Source organism: Bacteroidales bacterium, assembly GCA_035342335.1.
Taxonomy (GTDB): Bacteria; Bacteroidota; Bacteroidia; order Bacteroidales; family JAGONC01; genus JAGONC01.
The window spans coordinates 12,962-33,356 of sequence record DAOQWY010000002.1 but is presented as its reverse complement, the minus strand read 5'-3'; the positions used below and the strand labels follow the sequence as shown (position 1 = coordinate 33,356).

20 protein-coding genes are annotated in these 20,395 nt (G+C 47.9%); 13 read left to right on the top strand and 7 right to left on the bottom strand.

The features are described from left to right. Positions 1 to 7: 7 nt before the first annotated feature. The 3 genes from PKI34_01370 to PKI34_01360 all read right to left on the bottom strand — a co-directional run bounded on the left by PKI34_01370 (position 8) and on the right by PKI34_01360 (position 2,839). On the bottom strand, positions 8 to 1,090 hold the full coding sequence (locus PKI34_01370; GenBank protein ID HNS16453.1) for an ABC transporter permease: 1,083 nt from the start codon (positions 1,088 to 1,090) through the stop codon (positions 8 to 10). A 71-nt stretch (positions 1,091 to 1,161) separates the two neighbouring features. Next, the gene (locus PKI34_01365) at positions 1,162 to 2,268 is read right to left on the bottom strand and encodes a DoxX family protein (protein ID HNS16452.1); all 1,107 of its coding nucleotides are present in this window, start codon (positions 2,266 to 2,268) and stop codon (positions 1,162 to 1,164) included. A 13-nt stretch (positions 2,269 to 2,281) separates the two neighbouring features. Further along, positions 2,282 to 2,839, bottom strand: coding sequence for a DUF1599 domain-containing protein (locus PKI34_01360; protein HNS16451.1), 558 nt, complete (start codon positions 2,837 to 2,839; stop codon positions 2,282 to 2,284). Positions 2,840 to 2,968: 129 nt separating this feature from the next. On the opposite strand from PKI34_01360, the gene folP reads away from it, so the two are divergent. Both folP and cdaA read left to right on the top strand, forming a co-directional pair. Continuing rightward, positions 2,969 to 3,757, top strand: coding sequence for a dihydropteroate synthase (gene folP, locus PKI34_01355; GenBank protein HNS16450.1), 789 nt, complete (start codon positions 2,969 to 2,971; stop codon positions 3,755 to 3,757). A gap of 128 nt (positions 3,758 to 3,885) precedes the next feature. Next, positions 3,886 to 4,683, top strand: coding sequence for a diadenylate cyclase CdaA (gene cdaA / locus PKI34_01350; protein ID HNS16449.1), 798 nt, complete (start codon positions 3,886 to 3,888; stop codon positions 4,681 to 4,683). Here cdaA and PKI34_01345 read toward each other — a convergent pair whose 3' ends face one another. Genes PKI34_01345 through ruvX form a run of 3 tightly spaced genes read right to left on the bottom strand, consistent with a single transcriptional unit; the run spans position 4,684 to position 6,267 of the window. After that, complete coding sequence (locus PKI34_01345; GenBank protein ID HNS16448.1) at positions 4,684 to 5,214, bottom strand: tetratricopeptide repeat protein; 531 nt, start codon at positions 5,212 to 5,214, stop codon at positions 4,684 to 4,686. A gap of 37 nt (positions 5,215 to 5,251) precedes the next feature. Beyond that, on the bottom strand, positions 5,252 to 5,830 hold the full coding sequence (gene def, locus PKI34_01340) for a peptide deformylase (protein ID HNS16447.1): 579 nt from the start codon (positions 5,828 to 5,830) through the stop codon (positions 5,252 to 5,254). Then, positions 5,827 to 6,267: a Holliday junction resolvase RuvX gene (ruvX, locus tag PKI34_01335; GenBank protein HNS16446.1), complete on the bottom strand. Its 441-nt coding sequence runs from the start codon at positions 6,265 to 6,267 to the stop codon at positions 5,827 to 5,829. The genes def and ruvX overlap by 4 nt, the downstream gene beginning before the upstream one ends. Positions 6,268 to 6,359: 92 nt before the next feature. On the opposite strand from ruvX, the gene PKI34_01330 reads away from it, so the two are divergent. The 11 genes from PKI34_01330 to PKI34_01280 all read left to right on the top strand — a co-directional run bounded on the left by PKI34_01330 (position 6,360) and on the right by PKI34_01280 (position 19,380). Then, the gene (locus PKI34_01330; GenBank protein HNS16445.1) at positions 6,360 to 7,196 is read left to right on the top strand and encodes a 2,3,4,5-tetrahydropyridine-2,6-dicarboxylate N-succinyltransferase; all 837 of its coding nucleotides are present in this window, start codon (positions 6,360 to 6,362) and stop codon (positions 7,194 to 7,196) included. A 54-nt stretch (positions 7,197 to 7,250) separates the two neighbouring features. Next, the gene (locus PKI34_01325) at positions 7,251 to 8,249 is read left to right on the top strand and encodes a glycosyltransferase family 9 protein (GenBank protein ID HNS16444.1); all 999 of its coding nucleotides are present in this window, start codon (positions 7,251 to 7,253) and stop codon (positions 8,247 to 8,249) included. Further along, positions 8,198 to 8,809: an L-threonylcarbamoyladenylate synthase gene (locus PKI34_01320; GenBank protein HNS16443.1), complete on the top strand. Its 612-nt coding sequence runs from the start codon at positions 8,198 to 8,200 to the stop codon at positions 8,807 to 8,809. Before PKI34_01325 ends, PKI34_01320 begins: the two co-directional genes overlap by 52 nt. 115 nt (positions 8,810 to 8,924) lie before the next feature. Beyond that, complete coding sequence (dnaN, locus tag PKI34_01315) at positions 8,925 to 10,049, top strand: DNA polymerase III subunit beta (protein ID HNS16442.1); 1,125 nt, start codon at positions 8,925 to 8,927, stop codon at positions 10,047 to 10,049. A 126-nt stretch (positions 10,050 to 10,175) separates the two neighbouring features. Next, positions 10,176 to 11,636 carry an aminoacyl-histidine dipeptidase gene (locus PKI34_01310; GenBank protein ID HNS16441.1) on the top strand — a complete coding sequence of 487 codons (1,461 nt, stop codon included), beginning with the start codon at positions 10,176 to 10,178 and terminating at the stop codon, positions 11,634 to 11,636. A 267-nt stretch (positions 11,637 to 11,903) separates the two neighbouring features. Further along, positions 11,904 to 12,065 (top strand): 50S ribosomal protein L34, encoded by a 162-nt coding sequence (rpmH, locus tag PKI34_01305; protein ID HNS16440.1) that lies wholly within the window; start codon positions 11,904 to 11,906, stop codon positions 12,063 to 12,065. A gap of 131 nt (positions 12,066 to 12,196) precedes the next feature. After that, positions 12,197 to 14,695, top strand: coding sequence for a hypothetical protein (locus PKI34_01300; protein ID HNS16439.1), 2,499 nt, complete (start codon positions 12,197 to 12,199; stop codon positions 14,693 to 14,695). Positions 14,696 to 14,724: 29 nt separating this feature from the next. Continuing rightward, the gene (locus tag PKI34_01295; protein ID HNS16438.1) at positions 14,725 to 16,020 is read left to right on the top strand and encodes a glycosyltransferase family 4 protein; all 1,296 of its coding nucleotides are present in this window, start codon (positions 14,725 to 14,727) and stop codon (positions 16,018 to 16,020) included. Then, the gene (locus tag PKI34_01290; GenBank protein ID HNS16437.1) at positions 16,010 to 16,765 is read left to right on the top strand and encodes a class I SAM-dependent methyltransferase; all 756 of its coding nucleotides are present in this window, start codon (positions 16,010 to 16,012) and stop codon (positions 16,763 to 16,765) included. The genes PKI34_01295 and PKI34_01290 overlap by 11 nt, the downstream gene beginning before the upstream one ends. Before the next feature lie 9 nt (positions 16,766 to 16,774). Then, entirely contained in the window at positions 16,775 to 17,854 is a 1,080-nt protein-coding gene (locus PKI34_01285; protein ID HNS16436.1) for a glycosyltransferase family 4 protein, read from the top strand. A gap of 32 nt (positions 17,855 to 17,886) precedes the next feature. Continuing rightward, entirely contained in the window at positions 17,887 to 19,380 is a 1,494-nt protein-coding gene (locus tag PKI34_01280; protein HNS16435.1) for an oligosaccharide flippase family protein, read from the top strand. On the opposite strand, the gene PKI34_01275 is transcribed toward PKI34_01280, so the two are convergent. Then, complete coding sequence (locus PKI34_01275; GenBank protein HNS16434.1) at positions 19,377 to 20,390, bottom strand: 2-dehydropantoate 2-reductase N-terminal domain-containing protein; 1,014 nt, start codon at positions 20,388 to 20,390, stop codon at positions 19,377 to 19,379. The two genes, PKI34_01280 and PKI34_01275, sit on opposite strands and share 4 nt — an antisense overlap. Positions 20,391 to 20,395: the final 5 nt, after the last annotated feature.

Below are 20,395 nucleotides of genomic sequence, written 5' to 3'. Positions count from 1 at the left end.
GATTTTTTTATTGATACTTGACCCGTGGATCCAGATATCCATATAAAATATCTGCAAAAATATTAATTAAAACCAGAATGACGGAAATAAACAGGACTGCACCCATTACAACCGGGAAATCATATTTTTCCAAAGCATCAACGATCATCACTCCAATCCCTTTCCAGTCAAATACATACTCCACAAACACAGCACCCGCCATCAAAGAAGCAACCCACCCGGTTACGGCAGTAACGACCGGATTCAACGCATTACGCAGTGCGTGATGCCAGATGATACGGGTGCCGGACAATCCCTTGGCTCGTGCCGTCCGGATATAATCCTGGGAAAGTACTTCCAGCACCGAGCTGCGTGTCAGTTCAACGATCACTGCCAGAGGCCTGATCCCCAGCGTAAAGGCAGGAAGGATAAGGTTTTTCAGATCCAGGTATTCACCTCCTCCGAAATCATCCACAGAATACAAGCTTCCGAACATGTTCAAACCCGTATAATCAGCAAGTACAAAGGCAAAGACCCACGCGATCAGGATCGCAGCAAAGAAAGAAGGCAGCGACATACCCAAAACCGACAGGATAAGAGCAGACCTGTCGAACAGGCTGTTTTTTTTGATGGCGCAAAAAATGCCGATCCCTATTCCTGCCACCATGGCAAATGTGATCGAGACAACGGCCAGGAGCAAGGTTTTCGGGAATGCTTCCGCCAGCATTTCCGAAACTTCCCGTTTGCTCTGGTATGACCTCCGCAGGTAGGGTTGCTTCACGACCATGGTCCAATCACTTCCCAGGCTGACTAATTTTATGTAAGGAGCGTATTTATCATCATCCAGAAACCAGTAATGGGACGGATCAGCCTGATGATGAATTGAAACAGGGGCCAGGTCATTGAGAAAATTCAAGTACTGTATCGAAACGGGTTTGTCGAGCCCAAGGTCCTTCCTGATCGCCTCAACCGTCGAAATATCGGAGCGCTGCCCCAGGACCATCCGTGCAGGATCACCGGGAAGTACATTGAACAACAGGAAAACGATGGTTATCACCCCGAGCAGGACAAGAAACCCATACCATAAACGTCTTAAAATGAACCTCAGCATACTGATCGGTTAGGTATTTTCCTGGCAGGGATACCGCTCTGATTTCCATTTACCGCTTACTGCACACCATCCTATTGCAAATACAGATTTTTAATGTCCCGGTACTCAGGAAAATTATGGTAGTGCCATTTATCAATGATGATCCCATCCTTTAACAGGATCAAGCCGGGATTTGACCGGATCATCATTTTCAAGATGATATCATCCGCATTGAAAATCTCAAAATGGGCGCCAGACTGTACCCTGAAGCGTTCGATCTCCTCCTGCAGGCTCCCTGTCAGCAATATAAAGGATAAATTGTCGTGGGTGGCTTCATCGCAGAAGCGGACCATTCCTTCCAGTGCTTTTTTGTTTGCTTTTTCCAGATCATGGGAAACCAGGATGAGCTGATAAGAAGGATTTTCTAAATAGAATTCCGTCACATCCAGTCCGGTTGAGTCCAGAATCTGAAGTCCGTGTGCTTTTTTAATTCCGGTATCATCAACTTCAGTGGACACATATTCCCACTGGCTCATCCAGACCGAATCCTGCCAGGGCAGATCACCCGAGAGCATCTTTTTTTCTTCTCCGGTCGTTTTATTTTTATAAATCAGGTAGGCGACAGGTTTCCCGGTATCATCCGGAACCAGGTCCTTGCCTTTTTCCCAGCCAAGGAAATCAACCAGGGGCAACCGGTTAAAAGAATAGACCGTGAATCCGCTAAAAACCAGGAGGGTAATGACAGCCATCGTGCTCTGTGCCTTAGTGTAAAAGGAAGAATGGGAATAACGGTGCGTGAAAAAGATGATCAGTGTAAAGACCATGAGCACCACATTTTTGTAAAAGGTCTGCCAGTTGGTCAGAATGATGGCTTCGCCAAAGCATCCGCAATCGGAGACCAGGTTTGTGAGTGCATCGATCAGGGTAACGATGGTGAAGAATACCATGATGATGAGCAGGGCCCACCGTGTGATGTTCATTTTAAAGTTGAGCAGCAGCGCGACACCTATGGTGAATTCTATCGTACACAGGATCACTGTGCCGATCAAGGCCATCGGTACAGCCCATTCCGTTCCATAGGCGATCATGTAATCTTCAAATTGAAATACAGTACCCCAGGGATCCACTCCTTTTGTAAATCCGCTGAAAACAAAAACGATTCCTACGAGGAACCGGCTGATCTGGCGTAAGAATTCCATCCACTTCATTTTTTTAAACAACCTTATCTTCTTCTTCCCTTAGTTTGATCAAGGCGAAGGCCGCATAATTGATAATATCATAGTAATTGGCATCGACTCCTTCCGACACGAAGGTCATCCCCCTGTGGTCCTCGATTTGTTTGATTCTCATCAGCTTCATCAGGATGATATCCGTCAGGGAACTGATCCTCATGTTTCGCCAGGCCTCTCCGTAATCGTGGTTCTTGTCCATCATCAGGTTTTTGGCTTTCCGGGCATATAGGTCATAAAGGGCAACGGCATCATCCACATCCAGCTCAAAATGTTTCTCCTCACCCAGTTCCAGCTGCATCAGAGCCATCAACGAATAATTGATGATCCCTGTAAATTCGGATCCAATGCCTTCCTTGATTTTTTGCAACCCTTTCCGGTCGATGCTTCTGATCCGTTCGGCTTTGATATAGATCTGGTCGGTGAGGGATGTTGTCCGCAATATTCTCCATGCAGTGCCGTAATCTTTCATCTTCTGGATGAAAACATTTCGGCAGCTTCCGATGACCTGGTCAAATTGTATGGCTGTTTTATCGGTCATTATTGTAATTTAGCATATCCGAATGCAATGCCAATGGAAAACAGAATGGGATGCAAAAGTACAGCTTTTTTCGCAAAACATCAGCTAAATTGCCGGCGGGGGATTCTGAAAATTGATCATCCACTGGTCATGGGGATTCTTAACATCACCCCGGATTCGTTTTATGATGGAGGGTTCTATCCTGGCATCTCAGCGATCCTTGACCGCGTAGAGCAGATGATCACGCAGGGAGCTGAAATCATTGACCTGGGTGCCGTATCAACGCGACCCGGGGCAGCCGAAGTCCCTGCTTCGGAGGAGGAGCGGCGCCTGATGCCCGTACTGGCCGAGATCAGGAAAAAGTTCCCCGGGATCCTTTTGTCGGTGGATACTTATCGCTCGGTTGTCGCCCGGAAGGCGATCGATCTGGGTGCGGATATGATCAATGACATTTCCGCAGGGAGGTTCGACAGGGGAATGATCCCGCTCGTTTCCCGGGAGAGGGTCCCCTATGTGATGATGCACATACAGGGTAATCCGGCTACCATGCAGGACAATCCGGTGTACCAGGATGTCGTCAGGGAAGTTTATCAGTTTTTTACGGAGCGCATCGCAGCAGCCACAGGTGAAGGAGTGGGTGACATCATGGTCGATCCCGGATTTGGATTTGGCAAGACCGTTGAACACAATTTCCAGCTGCTGGCCCGGCTTGATAGGTTCCTGACGTTCAACAGGCCGGTCGTGGTTGGCCTGTCGCGCAAATCCATGATCAACAAAGTATTGCGTACCAGGCCCTCCGAAGCCCTGAACGGTACGACCGTCCTGAACACGATGGCTGTCCTGAAGGGAGCCCACATTCTCCGGGTGCACGATGTCAAAGAGGCTGCCGAGGTTGTGGCGCTGTGCCGGGAGTATGTGGCAAATGAGGGGCATTCGTAGTCATTCGTGGTTATTCATTGTTATTCGTTTTTATTCGTTGATTATCAATTAATAACCATTAATAACCATTAATAGGAATCATTCTTCCTCCCGCCGACAATGAATTAATCCGTACTTTTGCGCCCGAAATGGAATGCCTGTTCCCCATAGTTCTCAGCGGTTTTTTCCAGATCCGTTTGCTGGATGTCATGGATGTCATCCTGGTGGCTCTGTTGCTTTATGCATTTTATCGGATTGCCAAGGGGAGTGCAGCCATTAACATTTTCCTGGGCCTTCTTGCCATTTATCTGGTCTGGAAGCTGGTGGCAGCCCTGGACATGGATTTACTCGGGGAGATACTGGGTGCATTCATCAGTGTGGGTGTGATTGCGCTGATTGTCGTATTCCAGCCCGAGATACGCAGGTTCCTGATCATCATTGGTTCACCCCGCCTTCTGAAGGATCGCCGGAATATGTTCCTGCGGTTATTCCACGATGAAAAGAGTGACAACCTTGATGTGGATAAGATCGTCAAAGCCTGCATGGAGATGGGAACTACCAGTACAGGCGCATTGATTGTCTGTACCAAGCTCAACGAACTGGAGTCCTTTGCCGAAAATGGTGTCATTATCGACGGCATCCTATCTGCACCGTTGATCCAGAACATTTTTTTTAAGAACAACCCGTTACACGACGGAGCCGTCATTCTTACGAAAAACCGCATTAAGGCGGCGCGGTGCATCCTTCCCATTACAAAAAACAGGGACTTTCCTCCGGATTATGGCCTGCGCCATCGTGCTGCGGCCGGGATCACCGAAATATCCGACGCGGTTGCCGTGATCGTTTCAGAGCAAACAGGAGAGATCGCCTACAGCGTGAACGGGGAGATCGTTACCAAGGTTACACCGGCCCAGTTGAAAACCTTTTTGGAGGAGGAGTTCAACTGATCACAGGGTGTCGTCCTTTGTGGCAGCCATCTGAAATTGTTCAAGAAGTTCCTCGGGTGTTTTTCCCAGATTTTTCAGCGACATTTCAGCATCATCTGTAAACTCGTGGTCGGGATATTTCTGTAAAAATTCCCGGTACAACATTTCCGCGCTGCCCAGCTGATTGAGCTGGTTTTCGTAAATGAAGGCCTTCAGGAACAGACAATGGGGGATCTTTTCAAACTCAGGATAACTTTTCATGATCCGATCGAAGAGTGTGATGGCTTTTTCAGGATCCAGCAGGTTCATGGCCACGTTCCCTGCGTTGAACAGGTGCTCAGGTGCTTCTGTGTCACTGGGATAGGAATCCGCAAAGGCAACATAGGCATCCACAAGCTGTGCTGTCTTCTCCATGTTAACGGATTGCTCCTGATCCGAAAAGATTTCATTTTCAAGAGCAGTAATTTGTTTATCCATTTTATTCTTCTGGGAGCAGGCCGATCCCAGAAGCAGCAAAGTCAGGATCAGACTCAAGCCGCAAAGGCGATTCATAATGTGTGGTTTTACTGTATATCAGGACAATGCATTGTTATCGGACAGCCAAGGATTTTTTCAAAAGCGGAAAGATCATTTTGTAATCAACCTCGATCGCTCCCCTGGAAATGTCATTCAGCTTTCGTCGCAGAAGTGTTTTTCGGAGTGTACTGATCCGGTCAACGAATAAAATTCCTTCCAGGTGATCATATTCATGTTGAATGATGCGGGCAGCCACTCCATCAAAAACTTCGTCATGTTCCCGGAACTGTTCATCAACATAGCGAATCCTGATCCTTGACTTGCGGGTCACATCTTCATGAATGTCGGGAATGCTCAGGCATCCTTCATTGAATGACCATTCCTTTCCGTTTTCCTCCAGAATGAATGCATTGATGAAAATCTGCCTGAAATTTGCCACTTCAGGGTAATCCTTTGCATACGGAGAGGCATCCACAATGAACAGGCGGATCGAACGGTTGACCTGCGGTGCGGCCAGTCCCACTCCGCTCGACTCTTTCATGGTCAGAAACATCGACTCAATAAGTTCGTCGAGCCCGGGATAGGAATGGTCAATGTCGACCGCTTTCTTTCGCAATGTCGGGTGGCCGTATGCAACAATGGGTAACATCATGGTGCTGAAGGATCTTGTTTGACCATACTTCGTGATTCAAGATAGGATTGAAGAATAAGCGTCGCGCTGATCTTATCAACCAGGTCTTTATTCTGCCGGTCCTTCTTTTTTAAACCTGCCTCCGCCATTGCCCTGAAAGCAAGTTTGGAGGTAAACCTTTCGTCCATTCGCTCCACCGGTATTGCCGGGAAGTTTTTTTTCAGAGAACAGATAAAAGGTTCAATATATTTAACGGATTCAGAGGGTAAATTGTTCATTTGCCTGGGCTCCCCGACGATCAGGCGTTCCACTTTTTCTTTTTGCAGATAGGCAGAAAGAAAAGAGGTCACCTCTGCGGAGGGCACTGTTGCCAGCCCCGTGGCGATCAGCTGAAGTTCGTCGGTCACGGCGATGCCGGTTCGTTTCCTTCCATAATCGATCGCAAGAATTCTTGCCATGTTCGTATTGAGATTTCAGGATGCAAAGTTAGCGATTTTTTGGCAAACGGCGGTGCAGCCTCATTAATTTAGTACTTTTGAAAAAAATAAGCATGGAACCTGAACTGAAAACGATCATCGAACGCGTATGGGTCCACCGCGATGAACTGCAGAACGAGGGGGTTCGTCAGGCTATCCGCCAGGTGATCGCGTCACTTGACCGTGGGGAGATCCGGGTGGCAGAACCCGCGGAGGGTGATTCGACCGGAGAGGCTGTATGGAAGGTCAATGAATGGATCAAAAAGGCAGTGGTCCTTTATTTCCCCATCCAGGAAATGGAGGTCACGGAAGTCGGACCTTTTGAGTTTCACGATAAGATCAGTCTGAAGAAGGGATACCCGTCGCTTGGCGTCAGGGTGGTTCCCCATGCTGTTGCCCGGTATGGAGCTTTCATCGCGCCCGGAGTGATCCTGATGCCTTCCTATGTCAATATCGGGGCTTACATTGACAGCGGGACGATGGTGGATACCTGGGCCACGGTAGGATCCTGCGCACAGATTGGCCGTAATGTGCACCTGAGCGGGGGAGTGGGCATCGGAGGGGTTCTCGAGCCCATCCAGGAGGCACCGGTTGTCATTGAAGACGATTGTTTCATCGGATCACGGTGCATTATCGTCGAAGGTGCACGCATCGGGAGGGAAGCTGTCCTTGGGGCCAATGTGGTCATAACCCGGTCAACGCGTATCATCGATGTTACCGGAGAAAAGCCTGCCGAATGGAAAGGTTATGTGCCTCCCCGGTCTGTAGTCATACCGGGATCCTATGCCAAAAAATTCCCGGCAGGTGAATACCAGGTTTCCTGTGCACTGATCATTGGCAAACGGAAAGAGTCAACCGACCGGAAAATTTCCCTGAACGAGGCTCTCAGGGAGTTCAAGGTGCAGGCATAGGAGAGGGGTAGGTGTGGATGTGGCTGGTTATTCATTGTTGATCTTTGATTAGGAGTGGAGTCATTTTTAGTCATACAGACGGCTTCTATCGGGGATGTCATTTTAGTAACCCCGGTTTTGGAGAGCATTCATGCTTCTTTTCCCGGCGCCGGGATTGACCTGCTGCTGAAGAAAGGCAACGAAGAGCTGTTTACCGGACATCCCTACCTTCGCAGGATCATCCCTTGGGACAAATCCACCCGGAAATACCACCGTCTGATGAGCCTGATCCACAACATCCGGCAAAACAGATACGGGCATGTGATCAATGTGCAGCGTTTCGCATCAACGGGCCTGATCACTGCTTTATCAGGGGCCAATCATACGTCAGGTTTTACAAAGAATCCGTTTTCACTTTTCTTTGCCCATCGTACAAAGCACAGGATTTCCCTGAATGGTGATTTTATTCACGAGGTTGACCGGAATCTTGCCTTGATTGAATATTTGAATATTCCCATTTTACGAAGGCCGGTCCTTTACCCGGCCCCAACAGAGCAGGCAGCCGTTCAGCAGTATGCCCATATGAATTACCTTTGTATAGCACCAGCCTCCCTATGGTATACGAAACAATTTCCGGTTGAAAAGTGGATTGAATTCACCGATGCCCTTCCGGCCGGGTTGACCGTCTATCTGATCGGATCTGCACAGGACCTGGAGCTGTGCCGGCAGATCATCAGCCTGACGCACCATCCACGTGTGATCAATCTTGCCGGTAAACTCACCCTGCTACAAACAGCTGTTTTGATGAAGGAGGCCAGGATGAATTTTGTCAATGATTCAGCTCCGCAACACCTTGCCTCTGCGGTAAATGCACCGGTTTCAGCCATTTTTTGTTCGACCGTACCCTCCTTCGGGTTTGGGCCGCTTTCGGAAAATTCTTCCGTGATCGAAACCAGGGAGCGATTGACCTGCAGACCCTGCGGGATCCACGGACATCAAACCTGTCCTGAAAGACATTTTAAATGCGCAATGACGATACAGATAAACCAATTGCTGGAGAGAATCAGCTCATGACGGAAGAGATCCTGAAAGCAACCGCTGTGCTCCGGTCGGGCGGTACAATGCTTTACCCTACCGATACGATATGGGGCATAGGGTGTGATGCGACAAACTACCGGGCGGTTGAGAAGATATGCCAGCTTAAAAAAAGAACCGCTCAGAAAAGCTTCATCATCCTGCTTGATCAGCCGGAGAAGCTTGCAAAATATGTCGACAAAGTACCGGATATCATCTGGGATTTGCTGCCCAGTATTGATTATCCGCTGACCGTCATTTATCCGGGGGCAAAGAACCTGCCCAAAAATGTCGTTGCCGCCGATCAGTCGGTTGCTATCCGGATTGTTAAAGATGCTTTCTGCAAGGAACTGGTCAGCTTTTTTGGCAAACCGATCGTATCAACCTCGGCCAATTTTGCCGATGAACCCACTCCGCTGATGTTCAGTCATATTTCAAAAGAGCTGATCAATAAGGTCGATCATGTCGTTAACCTCAACAGGGACAAACTCAACACACTCAAACCATCCATGATCATCAGGGTCAGGGAAAACGGAACCTATGAAGTCTTAAGAAGTTAAAAATCAATATTTTATCGACAAGTTGATCGCTGATATGCAAATATTTCGTTTTTAAATGTTTGATTCAGATTTTATACTATTTTTACAAAAGTTAATCATTAAAGCAGTGTAGATTATGAAGTTCATCGTATCGAGTATTCCTCTTTTAAGAAATCTTCAGGCAATCAGCGGGGTACTGAATGCCAGCAATACGCTTCCGATTCTGGATGATTTTCTTTTCAGGCTAAAAGAAGATCAGCTGGAGATCACGGCTTCCGATCTGGAAACGACCATGACCGTGACCATTCCGACCACGAAATCTGAAGAGCCCGGTGTGGTTGCCATACCGGCCAAGATCCTGATTGATATATTAAAAACATTTTCCGATCTTCCTCTGACGTTCACGATCAATGATGAGACCTTTGGTGTGGAAATCTCAACGGGTGAGGGTAAATACAAACTGACGGGACACAACAGTGATGAGTTTCCCAAAGTCCCGGTGAAAGAGAGCACCACTACCCTTACGCTTGAATGCTCCACCCTCGCCAAGGCAATCACCAAAACAGTTTTCGCTGCGGGCAGCGATGAGTTGCGTCCAGTCATGTCGGGTGTGTTTTGCCAGCTTTCACCCGATGATCTGACCTTTGTGGCCACAGATGCACATAAACTGGTACGTTACAGGAGGCTGGATACCCGCTCAGAGGAAACCGTTTCGTTCATCCTGCCCAGAAAACCTTTAAATCAGCTGAAGACGCTTCTTGCCAATAAAGAATATCCGGTCACCATTGAGTATAACCAAACCAATGCATTTTTCAGTTTTGAAAACGTCAACCTGGTCTGTCGCTTAATCGAAGGCAAGTATCCCAATTACGAGGCGGTCATTCCCAGGGATAATCCCAACACACTGCTCATCGACCGGTCTTCTTTCCTGAATTCCATCAAACGTATCGCTTTGTTTGCAAACCAATCCACACATCAGGTCCGGCTCAAGATCAGCGGTAAGGAACTGGTGCTGTCTGCCGAGGACATTGACTTTTCGAATGAGGCAAAAGAACGGCTGAGCTGCAGCTACCAGGGGGATTCCATCGAAATCGGATTCAACTCCCGGTTTTTGCTGGAGATGGTGAATAATGTCGACTCTGAGCAGCTTCGCCTTGAGATGTCGGCCCCCAACAGGGCTGGCCTTATCCTGCCGGTTGATGATGAAAACAAAGTCGAGGATCTGTTGATGCTGGTCATGCCGGTGATGCTGAATCAGTAGCCAGTAGCCGGTAGCCAGTAGCCGGTAGCCAGTTGGCGGTTGGCAGTAACATTAGCAATGAATAACGCGAAGCACGAAGTGCTGAGCAAATGACAATAAATGACAATTTTATAAGGAGATCATTTTATGAGTAAAGAAATTTTGGATCTGGAACCCAAGAACGTTTGGAAGCATTTTTATTCACTGACACAGATTCCGCGCCCATCAAAGAAAGAGCATCAGGTCATTCAGTTCATGGTGGATTTCGGTAAGGGTCTTGGATTGGAAACCAGGGTAGATGATGTGGGCAACGTGATCATCAGGAAGCCGGCCACCCCGGGAATGGAAAACCGCAAGGGTGTGATTTTGCAGGGTCACCTGGATATGGTGCCACAGAAAAATACCGATCTTGAGTTTGATTTTGAGACAGATCCCATTCAGCCGCATGTTGAAGGGGAGTGGGTAAAAGCCCGGGGAACCACCCTTGGTTCGGATAACGGAATGGGCGTAGCAGCTGCCATGGCAGTCCTGGAGTCAAAGGACGTTGATCACGGACCGCTGGAAGCCCTCTTCACGATTGATGAAGAAACGGGTATGACCGGGGCGTTTGGAATGAAACCTGGACTTCTGAAGGGTGATATCCTGTTAAACATGGACTCGGAGGATGAAGGAGAGCTGTACGTCGGGTGTGCAGGCGGGACCAATGCCAACATACGCATGAAGTTCAGGCAGGAACAGGTACCTGCCGGCAGAATTGCCTATAAGCTGCTGATCGGTGGATTGAAGGGGGGACATTCCGGAATTGACATTCACCTGGGGAGGGGCAACTCCAACAAGATCCTTTTCCGGTACCTGCTGCACTGTGAGAAGAAACATCAGATGAGGCTGACATCCGTTGACGGAGGCAACCTTCGCAATGCCATTCCCCGTGATGCTTCCGCCGTGTTTACCATTCCGGAAAGAAACAAAAAGAAATTCGAAAAATGTATCCAGGAGTTTTTCCGGACCGTAAAGAATGAGTTATCAGTGACCGAGCCGACCCTGAAAATCGAAGCCATCCCGGTGGAACTTCCCGCTTTTGTGATGGACAGGAGAACCCAGAAACGATTCATCCGTGCGGTCTATGGCTGCCCGAACGGTGTTGTGCGTATGAGCGATACGATGCCCGGAGTGGTTGAGACTTCCAGCAACCTTGCAACGATCAAATGTTCTGACGGTCAGATCAACATCCAATGCCTGATGCGGAGCTCGGTCGATTCTGCCAAGGAAGACCTGGGATTTGCCATTGAGAGCGTGTTCAAGCTGGCCGGTGCTGAGGTATGGTTTGATGGCAGTTACCCGGGCTGGAAGCCCAATCCCGATTCTCCCATTTTAAAAGGAATGCTGGCCGTCTATAAGAAAAAATTCGGAAAGGTCCCGGCCATCATGGCGATCCACGCCGGATTGGAGTGTGGCATCCTTGGAGCTGCCTATCCTCACTGGGACATGATTTCCTTTGGCCCCACCATTCGCCATCCTCATTCGCCCGATGAAAAGGTGAATATCGCAACCGTTGGGAAGTTCTGGGAATTTTTGGTCGAGACGTTGAAGAATGTTCCGGTGAAATAAGCCTACGTTGTCATTCATAGTCATTTGCTCAGCACTGCGTGCTTCGCGTGATTAATGGTCATTAGCTCAGCACTTCGTGCTTCGCGTGATTAATGGTCATTAGCTCAGCACTTCGTGCTTCGCGTGATTGATTGTTATTTAGTGAAATAACGATGAATAACACGAGGTGTGAAGCACCGGGTATATGACCACGAATTAATTTTTTTACCTTAGATTGTTTCCAATCGAATTAAATATTAATTTTGCAGTCCTTAAAAAGTAAGCATCATGTCAAAGAGAACATTTCAGCCATCGCAGCGCAAGAGACGCAACAAGCATGGTTTCATGGAACGAATGGCAACCGATAACGGTCGCAAGGTGCTGGCCAGGCGCAGGGCCAAAGGAAGGAAGAAACTTACGGTATCAGACGAACGACTCGATAAAAGATAGATTAATGACTTTATAGTTCCAGTTGATAGTATGATCTCAGAGGCTGCCCAATCCCGGACAGCCTCTTTTTTTTACATCAGCCACCTCGAAAAATGTTATAAATTCGCGTCATCATTCACCACCAATACCTTATGAAAAATATCACCTTCCGGCAAGTATACCCGTACCTCATAGCTATTGGCATCTTTGCTGCCCTTACGATTGCCTATATGTTCCCCGTCTTCGAAGGAAAGGCCATACAGGCCACCGATATGGTCAATTTCCGCGGCATGTCGAAGGAGATCGTGGACTACCGGGAGGCCACCGGCAAGGAGCCGTTATGGACGAATGCGATGTTTGGCGGAATGCCGGCCTATTTGATTTCGACAAAGTTTCCAGCGATCCTGGTTTCGCACATCGACCGGATCCTGCAGCTTGGATTGCCCCATCCTGTCGGTCTGGTTTTTCTTTATTTTTTAGGTTTTTTCATCCTTCTTCTGATCCTCCGGGTGGATAAATGGACGAGTATCGTGGGTGCCCTCGCATTTGCCCTTTCGTCCTACTTTTTCATCATTCTGGGAGCAGGGCACAATTCAAAAGCCCATGCCATTGGTTACATGGCTCCTGTTCTGGCAGGTATTATTTTGACATTCCGAGGAAAATACATTCTCGGAGGCGTTCTGACAGCCTTGTTCCTCAGCCTGGAAATCTATGCCTACCACATACAGATCACCTATTATCTGATGCTTATTGTCGTATTTCTTGCTCTTGCTGAGATCGTCAGAACAGTACGTGAAAAGACCTACCTCCATTTCGTCAAAGCTTCCTCTGTGCTGATCATGGCCGCTATCCTTGCAGTTGGGGTCAACACATCCCGCCTGTGGACAGCCATGGAACAAAGCAAATACTCCATACGAAGCAAGTCAGAGCTTTCGTTCAATAAGGCCGATCAAACATCCGGATTGGATAAAAGCTATGTCACCGCCTGGAGCTATGGCCGGACCGAAACCCTGACTCTTCTTTTCCCAAACCTTTACGGAGGATCTTCCACAGGTTCCCTGGGGGAGAATTCGGAAACCTATCGAATCCTTACGGATAACAACATTCCCAACAGCCAGCAGATCATCCGGCAGCTGCCCCTGTACTGGGGTGACCAACCTTTCACTTCCGGACCTGTCTATGCAGGGGCCATCGTTCTTTTCCTTTTTATTACCGGTCTTTTTATCGTCAAAGGACCCGTAAAATGGTGGATCGTAGCAGCTACACTGCTTTCCATCCTTCTGGCCTGGGGACGCCACTTCATGCCCCTGACCGATTTTTTCCTTGAACACGTGCCCCTTTATAATAAATTCCGCGCTGTTTCGATGACCCTGGTGATCGCAGAACTGACCATCCCGTTGCTGGCTTTCCTGGCCTTGCAGCGAATGATCAGCGGGCAGATGGATAAAGTGAGGCTGAGAAAGATCCTGAACTTTTCATTCGCTTGCCTGGCAGGACTTTCATTGATTTTACTGTTGTTCGCAGGTTCGCTGTTCAGTTTTTCCGGTCCGGGTGACAGCCAGTACGGATTACCTGACTGGTTAATGGATGCCCTGCGCAACGACCGGCAGCGGATGCTGAGGATGGATGTCCTCCGTGCCCTGGTTTTTATTGCCCTTACTTTTGGCCTGCTCTGGTTTTTCTTATCAGGGAAAATTAAAAAACCTGTCCTGCTCATGGCTCTCGGATTACTGATCCTGGTGGATATGTGGACAGTCAATAAGCGTTATTTCAATTCGGACCACTTTGTCAGGAAAGCAGCCATTGAAAAACCATTTCAGGCAACAACGGCCGACCTGAAGATCCTTGAGGATCAGTCCGGCCAATTCCGTGTATGGAACCTGACAGAGGATTTTGATAAGTCGGCTCGTACATCGTTTTTCCATAAGAACATCGGAGGCTATCACGCCGCCAAGCTCAGGAGGTTCCAGGAATTATACGACTACCGGATTGCAAAAGAAAGAGAACAGCTGGTAGAGGTATTTTCTGCTCAACCTGACTTCACCTCCCTGAACACTGCCCTGAATAAGATGAAAGCCATCAATATGCTCAACACCAGGTATATCATTTACAATCCGGACAGTGAACCCCTGGTGAATCCGAACGCACTGGGGAATGCCTGGTTCGTTCGGCAGGTAACAATGGTGGATGATGCGGATGAAGAAATTCAACGGATGGAAGATTTTGATCCGGCACAAACCGTGATCGTCAACCGAACCTATGCGGAAAGGCTGAATGGCTTCACACCCGGATCTGACACGTCAGCAGCAATCCTGCTGACAACCCACAAGCCTGATTACCTCTCGTATCAGAGCCAGTCAACGACCGACCAGCTGGCTGTTTTTTCGGAAGTTTATTATCCCAAAGGATGGAATGCTTACATTAATGGCACGGAATACCCCTATTTCCGTGCTGATTATGTATTGCGGGGGATGATTGTCCCGGCCGGAGAGCATACCATTGAATTCATGTTTGAACCCAGAGCTTATTATCTGGGTGAAACAATTTCCCTGATCGGCTCACTGGTCCTCATTCTCTTGCTTCTTGCAGTCGGTTACCTGGAAATCCGAAAAGGAATGATCCGGGTGGATGTGCCAAAGAAGGGGAAATAGCAGGTGAGGATTTGTTTAATCCGGAATGTTTGAAAAAGGCGCTGATCATAACGTATTATTGGCCTCCCAGCGGAGGTAGCGGGGTACAGCGATGGCTCAAGTTTGTCAAATACCTGCGTGCATTTGGTTGGGAATCCGTGGTATTCGTCCCTGAAAATCCGGAATACCCTGAATACGATGCTTCCCTGCAGAAAGATGTTCCGGAAGGGCAGGATATCATTCGATGCCCAATCTGGGAACCGTTTGATATCTATAAGAAACTGACTGGCCGAAAGAAAGAAGACCGCATGGGCGCAGGGTTCCTGAGCGAAAAAAAGGCCGCAGGCCGGATGGACAAATTTTTATTATGGATCCGTGCCAACTTTTTCATCCCGGATGCCCGGAAATTCTGGATCAAACCTTCTGTCAGGTTTTTGACCGGATATCTGAGAGAACATCCGGTGGATGTGGTGGTGACCACCGGTCCCCCCATGTCGGTTCATTTGATAGGACTGAAATTAAAGAAGACTGTTCATTTACCATGGCTGGCCGATTTCCGGGATCCCTGGACCAGCGTGGATTTTTACCATGAACTTCCGTTGATGCGATGGGCTGATCAAAAACATCACCGTTTGGAAAAACAGGTGCTTGAAACAGCCGATCAGGTCACGGTCATAAGCCCCGGGATGGAAATTGACTTCAGGCGTTTGGTCAACAGACCCTACACTGTGATCACCAATGGTTATGATGAGGATGATTTCAAAACCGAGGAGGTTACGCCCGACGCAAAATTCAGTATTGCCCATTTCGGATCTCTTGGGAAAGGCCGTGATCCGGTTGCTCTCTGGAAAACGCTCTCCGAGTTAAAAACCAAAAACCAGCCTTTTGGTAATGACCTGGAGATCAAACTGGTGGGACAGGTGGACTTTCACGTAATGGATTCCATCCGGGAGTATGGGCTGGAGGAGAACCTGAACCGGATGGGATACCTGAACCACGATGCCATGGTGAAGGAGATGAAACGGTCGCAACTGCTGCTTTTGGTGATCAATGACACTCCGAATGCGAAACTGATTGCCACCGGTAAGGTTTTTGAATACCTGGCGGCGAAGCGTCCGATCCTGTGCATTGGACCGGAGGATGGAGACGCAGCAGGGATCATCAAAGATGCCCAGTCTGGTCATATTTGCAATTCCCATGATATTCCTTCCCTGGAAAAGATCGTTAACCAGCTCTACCGTGAATTCCTTAGCGGTGGATTATCGGTCGATGATTCCAGAATATTACAATACACACGCCGATACCTTACCGGGCTAATGGTTAAAAGATTGAACAATGAACATTGAAAGTGATTTTCCGCCGTCGAACAGCATCCCTGTTTCATCTGAAATGATTGCCGGTTTTTATGATGGTTATACGGACAGTCAGGAAGATAAAGGGACCAACCTTAGGCATTATCATCTTTTCCGCAGGCTGATAAAGGCTGGCTTAAAAAGGAATCATACCCTGCTGGAAGTCGGCTGTGGAATAGGCTCGCTTACCGGCCTTGTTCACGGCTATTTGAAACAAGGGAAGGTTGTTGCGGCCGACATCAGTGAGAAAAGCATTTCCATTGCCAGAAAACGATTGGGGAATTCCAGCAAGGTCGAATTTGTGGTAAGCGACATGCAGGATTTCATTTATCCTGGTACATTTGATTTTGTCGTACTCGCAGATGTCCTGGAACACATCCCTGTCGAACAGCATCCGAAGCTGTTTGCTCTACTGAAAAGACATATGCATGACGATTCAGTCATCTTTATCAATATCCCGCATCCTTTGATTGTCAGGTATTTTCGGAAATATCATCCCGACAAGCTCCAGATCATCGACCAGGAAGTTCATGCGGATCTGATCACAAGAAATGCCTTTACGAACGGGCTCATACTCAAAAGCTATGTAACATATTCTCTTTTTAACAGGGAAGCAGATTATGTGGAAATCATCCTGACCAGCCTGAACGAACTGGAAAGGATTTCTCCCTGTGCAAAAAACCATATCATCAGGCGTAAATTCCTGTTAAGAATATTTTATTGGTTATCAATAAGATAGCATTGCTGAATGAAAAGCAAAGGTAAACTGATCTACATTGCACCGGGGAATCCGACCTTTGTTCAGCGGGATATCAATTTCCTTTTAAGATCCTATACGGTTATTCCGCTGCTTTATCCTTGGTCACCAAAAATCAGGATACCTCTGCTATTTTTCCGGCAGGCAGTGGAAATCACTCGCTATCTGCATTCCGCCAAAGCCATCATCGTCATGTTCGGGGGATACTGGTCGCTGATCCCTTCCCTTTTCGGCAAGCTTTTCAACCGGCCTGTGTATATCATACCGGGCGGGACAGATTGTGTTTCTTTTCCGGAACTGAATTACGGAAGCCTTCGCAAACCTTTGTTGAGAATTTTCATCAAATGGTCCTATCAGCTTTGCACAAGATTGGCGCCGGTCGATCATTCGCTAGCTCTCAGTGATTATTCTTACGATACCGAGACGACTTACCCCAAACAGGGATTCAGGTATTTTTTCCCCAAACTTACCACACCGCACACGGTCATTTATAACGGTTTTGATCCGGAATTCTGGAATCGTGATCATTTCGTGTCCCGTAACCTAAATTCATTTATCACGGTTGGGACCATACCCAATGAAACAAGGTTTATTTTGAAGGGTATGGATCTGGTCTGTCATCTTGCCGGAAATCTTCCGCAGTCTGAATTCATCATTATAGGGATTTCTGCGTATATGAAGACAAAGATCCCTCCTGATCTGAAGAATGTTCGGTGCTATGATTTCCTATCGGCAGACCGTATCAAAGCGTTGCTATCGGGGAGTGAGTTTTATTTACAACTATCTGTATCGGAAGGATTTCCCAATGCGCTGTGTGAAGCCATGTTATGTGAATGCATCCCGATAGGATCCAATGTTGGCGCAATTGCATCCATTATCGGTGATTCTGGCTATGTTGTTCCCAAACGGGATGAGCAGGCTATTCTGGAAAAAGTCAAAAATATTCTTTCAATGGACCCTGGTCGTCGAAAGGCTTTGGGAGCATCTGCCAGACAGCGGATCATCGAGAACTTCTCACTTTCAGACCGTGAACGGGCCCTGGTCAGGCTTATAGAAGGGACAATGGAATAAGTTGATCTTTGATTTTGTCTTAACTTTGACCCATGGGCATTATCCGTAAACAATCGATCATCGGTACTGTTTTCACTTATCTGGGTGTCCTGCTCGGATTCATCACAACCGCAGTCCTGTTCCCAAAGTTTCTTACTACAGCCCAGATCGGGTTACTCGGACTGCTTCTTTCTTATGCCATGATCTTTGCCCAGCTCTCCTCGCTTGGCTTTATCAGTGCCACTACACGCTATTTCACTTACTTCCGCGATAAGGACAACCATCATCACGGATTCGTTTTCCTGTTGATTACCGTTACAACCGCTGGCTTTCTGATTTCACTGCTCCTGTACCTTGCGGTGCGGGGAATGCTGATTGAAAGCAGTACAGCCAAATCGGCCCTGTTTGTGGATTATATCGACTACATCATCCCACTAACCTTTTTCACCGTATTCTTCAATGCACTGGACCATTATTACAAAGTACTTTACAATGCGGTCATTGGAATCGTTCTCAAGGAATTTGTGCAACGGTTGCTCATCCTTGTTCTCACGGTCCTCTTCATCTATGCCCTGTTCAGCTTTCACCGGTTTGTGAACCTGTACGTTCTTTGCTTTGCTGTCCCAATGCTGGTCATCCTTTTTTACCTTCTGAAAGCCGGGGAGTTCCACCTGAAACCCGAACCCGGTTTCCTGAACAGGAAATTGGTTGCCGGAATGGCCGGCATAAGCCTGTTTGGCGTCATTGCCGGCGCCAGCGGCATTTTTACGCTTAACATTGATCGGATCATGATCGACCGTATGTTGGGCTTAAGCGCAACAGGGATCTATACAACCACGTATTTTTTCGGAATCCTTGTCACGATGCCATCCCGCTCCCTGACAAAGATATCTTCCACGATCGTTGCTGACGCGTGGAAGAACAATGACACGACTGCCCTGAACAGCCTGTTGTATAAAAGTTGTCTCAATCAATTGATCATCGGTCTCCTCCTGCTTGCAGGCATCCAGGGAAATCTGGATAATATTTACCGTATCCTGCCGGTTGAGTTTATATCGGGTAAATGGGTCATCCTTCTGGTTGGTACGGGTTTTCTGACCGACATGGCCATCGGTGTCAGCTATGTCATCGTTTCCAACTCCAGATTTTATAAATACGGAACGTATTACCTGCTGTTGATGGCCGTGCTGGTCATCGGGTTCAACCTTTTATTCATTCCGCTTTTTGGAATCACAGGCGCTGCCTTGTCGTTCCTCCTTACCAAAGTGATCGTGAACATCGCCATCATCGTTTTTGTAAGATACAGGTTCGGGATGATGCCGTACAACCATAAATTCCTGCTGGTCATTCTTTTCGGTGGGATTGCCTTTCTGGTCAGCCGGCTCTTACCTTCCATGACCAACCTGATGGTGGATATCCTGATCAGAAGCATGGTCATCGGCACCGTATTTATGATGCTGATCATTTTCTGCAGAATATCGGAGGATATCAACGAGTGGGTGGTCTACTACCTGAAGAAATTTACAGGGATAGACCTCCGGCTTTAATCGTCCGGATATGCATCACTGAGATCCTTGCTCAGCAATGACCGGATCATTTCCTGAACGGGCAAGTTATTGTTCAGCACGTAGTACAATTGTTTCATCAGAGGTATTTTGTCATCAGGGACACCTTCGCGCAGCAATTTTTCATAAAAAATATTCACTGCCATACGTCCTTCCAGAACCACCCGGCTGGAAATGTCTTCCGTAAAGAATCCTTTTCCGATGAGCAATCCCAGGGTGCGGTTCCTGCTCAGGTCATTCAGGGCGGTCAGGCTGAAATCACCGTAACCGCAATACCTGAAGAGTGTTTCCTGTTGCCCGCCGAAAAATAACAGCACATGACGCATTTCGTTGAATGCTCTCGTAAGCAACAAGAATCTAAGGTTTGCCGAATTGTAATGGGCATCCACGATCCCGAGCACGATCGCATAGATGTTCTTCAGGATGCTCAGTATTTCCACACCCCTGAGGTCGTTTGTATAATCAAGATAAACCGATGTTTCTGAAAACAGTTCCCCGAAAACCGGCCAGAGCTCCGTATGGTGGCTGGCCAGGGTAAATCCGGTGGGAGATCCTCCGATCATGTCTCTGGCAAAGGCCGGACCTTTCATTGAGCAGACCGGATTGGGCAACAGTTCCATCAGGTTTTCAGCGATCACCTGGTTATTGTTGGCGAATCCTTTGGCTAGATTGACAAGAATCGTACTGTTGTTCAGGTATTTACGATTTTGAAGTATATAATCCATCACGGCCACGGAGGGAATGGCCAGGAAAAGGATATCTGCATCCCGGAAGACATACTCTCCAAGGGTTGCCTTCAGATTCTTGCTCAGCCGGATATTGGGAAAGTATTTCTGATTGGAATTCAAGTTGTTGATCGAGTCGGCCACTTCAGGCTCAATGGTGAGCAGGATAACCTTCAGTTCTTCCTTTTCAGCCAGGATGTGCCCCAGGGCTGTCCCCATGGAACCAGCACCCAGGATTACGATTGTTTTTTTTGAGGCGGTTGGCATGGTGT

Excerpts from the sequence above, each read along its gene's own strand:
- PKI34_01370 (HNS16453.1), bottom strand. The coding sequence starts at position 1,090 with ATGCTGAGGTTCATTTTAAGACGTTTATGGTATGGGTTTCTTGTCCTG.
- PKI34_01365 (HNS16452.1), bottom strand. The coding sequence starts at position 2,268 with ATGGAATTCTTACGCCAGATCAGCCGGTTCCTCGTAGGAATCGTTTTT.
- PKI34_01360 (HNS16451.1), bottom strand. The coding sequence starts at position 2,839 with ATGACCGATAAAACAGCCATACAATTTGACCAGGTCATCGGAAGCTGC.
- folP (HNS16450.1), top strand. The coding sequence starts at position 2,969 with ATGGGGATTCTTAACATCACCCCGGATTCGTTTTATGATGGAGGGTTC.
- cdaA (HNS16449.1), top strand. The coding sequence starts at position 3,886 with ATGGAATGCCTGTTCCCCATAGTTCTCAGCGGTTTTTTCCAGATCCGT.
- PKI34_01345 (HNS16448.1), bottom strand. The coding sequence starts at position 5,214 with ATGAATCGCCTTTGCGGCTTGAGTCTGATCCTGACTTTGCTGCTTCTG.
- def (HNS16447.1), bottom strand. The coding sequence starts at position 5,830 with ATGATGTTACCCATTGTTGCATACGGCCACCCGACATTGCGAAAGAAA.
- ruvX (HNS16446.1), bottom strand. The coding sequence starts at position 6,267 with ATGGCAAGAATTCTTGCGATCGATTATGGAAGGAAACGAACCGGCATC.
- PKI34_01330 (HNS16445.1), top strand. The coding sequence starts at position 6,360 with ATGGAACCTGAACTGAAAACGATCATCGAACGCGTATGGGTCCACCGC.
- PKI34_01320 (HNS16443.1), top strand. The coding sequence starts at position 8,198 with ATGCGCAATGACGATACAGATAAACCAATTGCTGGAGAGAATCAGCTC.
- dnaN (HNS16442.1), top strand. The coding sequence starts at position 8,925 with ATGAAGTTCATCGTATCGAGTATTCCTCTTTTAAGAAATCTTCAGGCA.
- PKI34_01310 (HNS16441.1), top strand. The coding sequence starts at position 10,176 with ATGAGTAAAGAAATTTTGGATCTGGAACCCAAGAACGTTTGGAAGCAT.
- rpmH (HNS16440.1), top strand. The coding sequence starts at position 11,904 with ATGTCAAAGAGAACATTTCAGCCATCGCAGCGCAAGAGACGCAACAAG.
- PKI34_01300 (HNS16439.1), top strand. The coding sequence starts at position 12,197 with ATGAAAAATATCACCTTCCGGCAAGTATACCCGTACCTCATAGCTATT.
- PKI34_01290 (HNS16437.1), top strand. The coding sequence starts at position 16,010 with ATGAACATTGAAAGTGATTTTCCGCCGTCGAACAGCATCCCTGTTTCA.
- PKI34_01285 (HNS16436.1), top strand. The coding sequence starts at position 16,775 with ATGAAAAGCAAAGGTAAACTGATCTACATTGCACCGGGGAATCCGACC.
- PKI34_01280 (HNS16435.1), top strand. The coding sequence starts at position 17,887 with ATGGGCATTATCCGTAAACAATCGATCATCGGTACTGTTTTCACTTAT.
- PKI34_01275 (HNS16434.1), bottom strand. The coding sequence starts at position 20,390 with ATGCCAACCGCCTCAAAAAAAACAATCGTAATCCTGGGTGCTGGTTCC.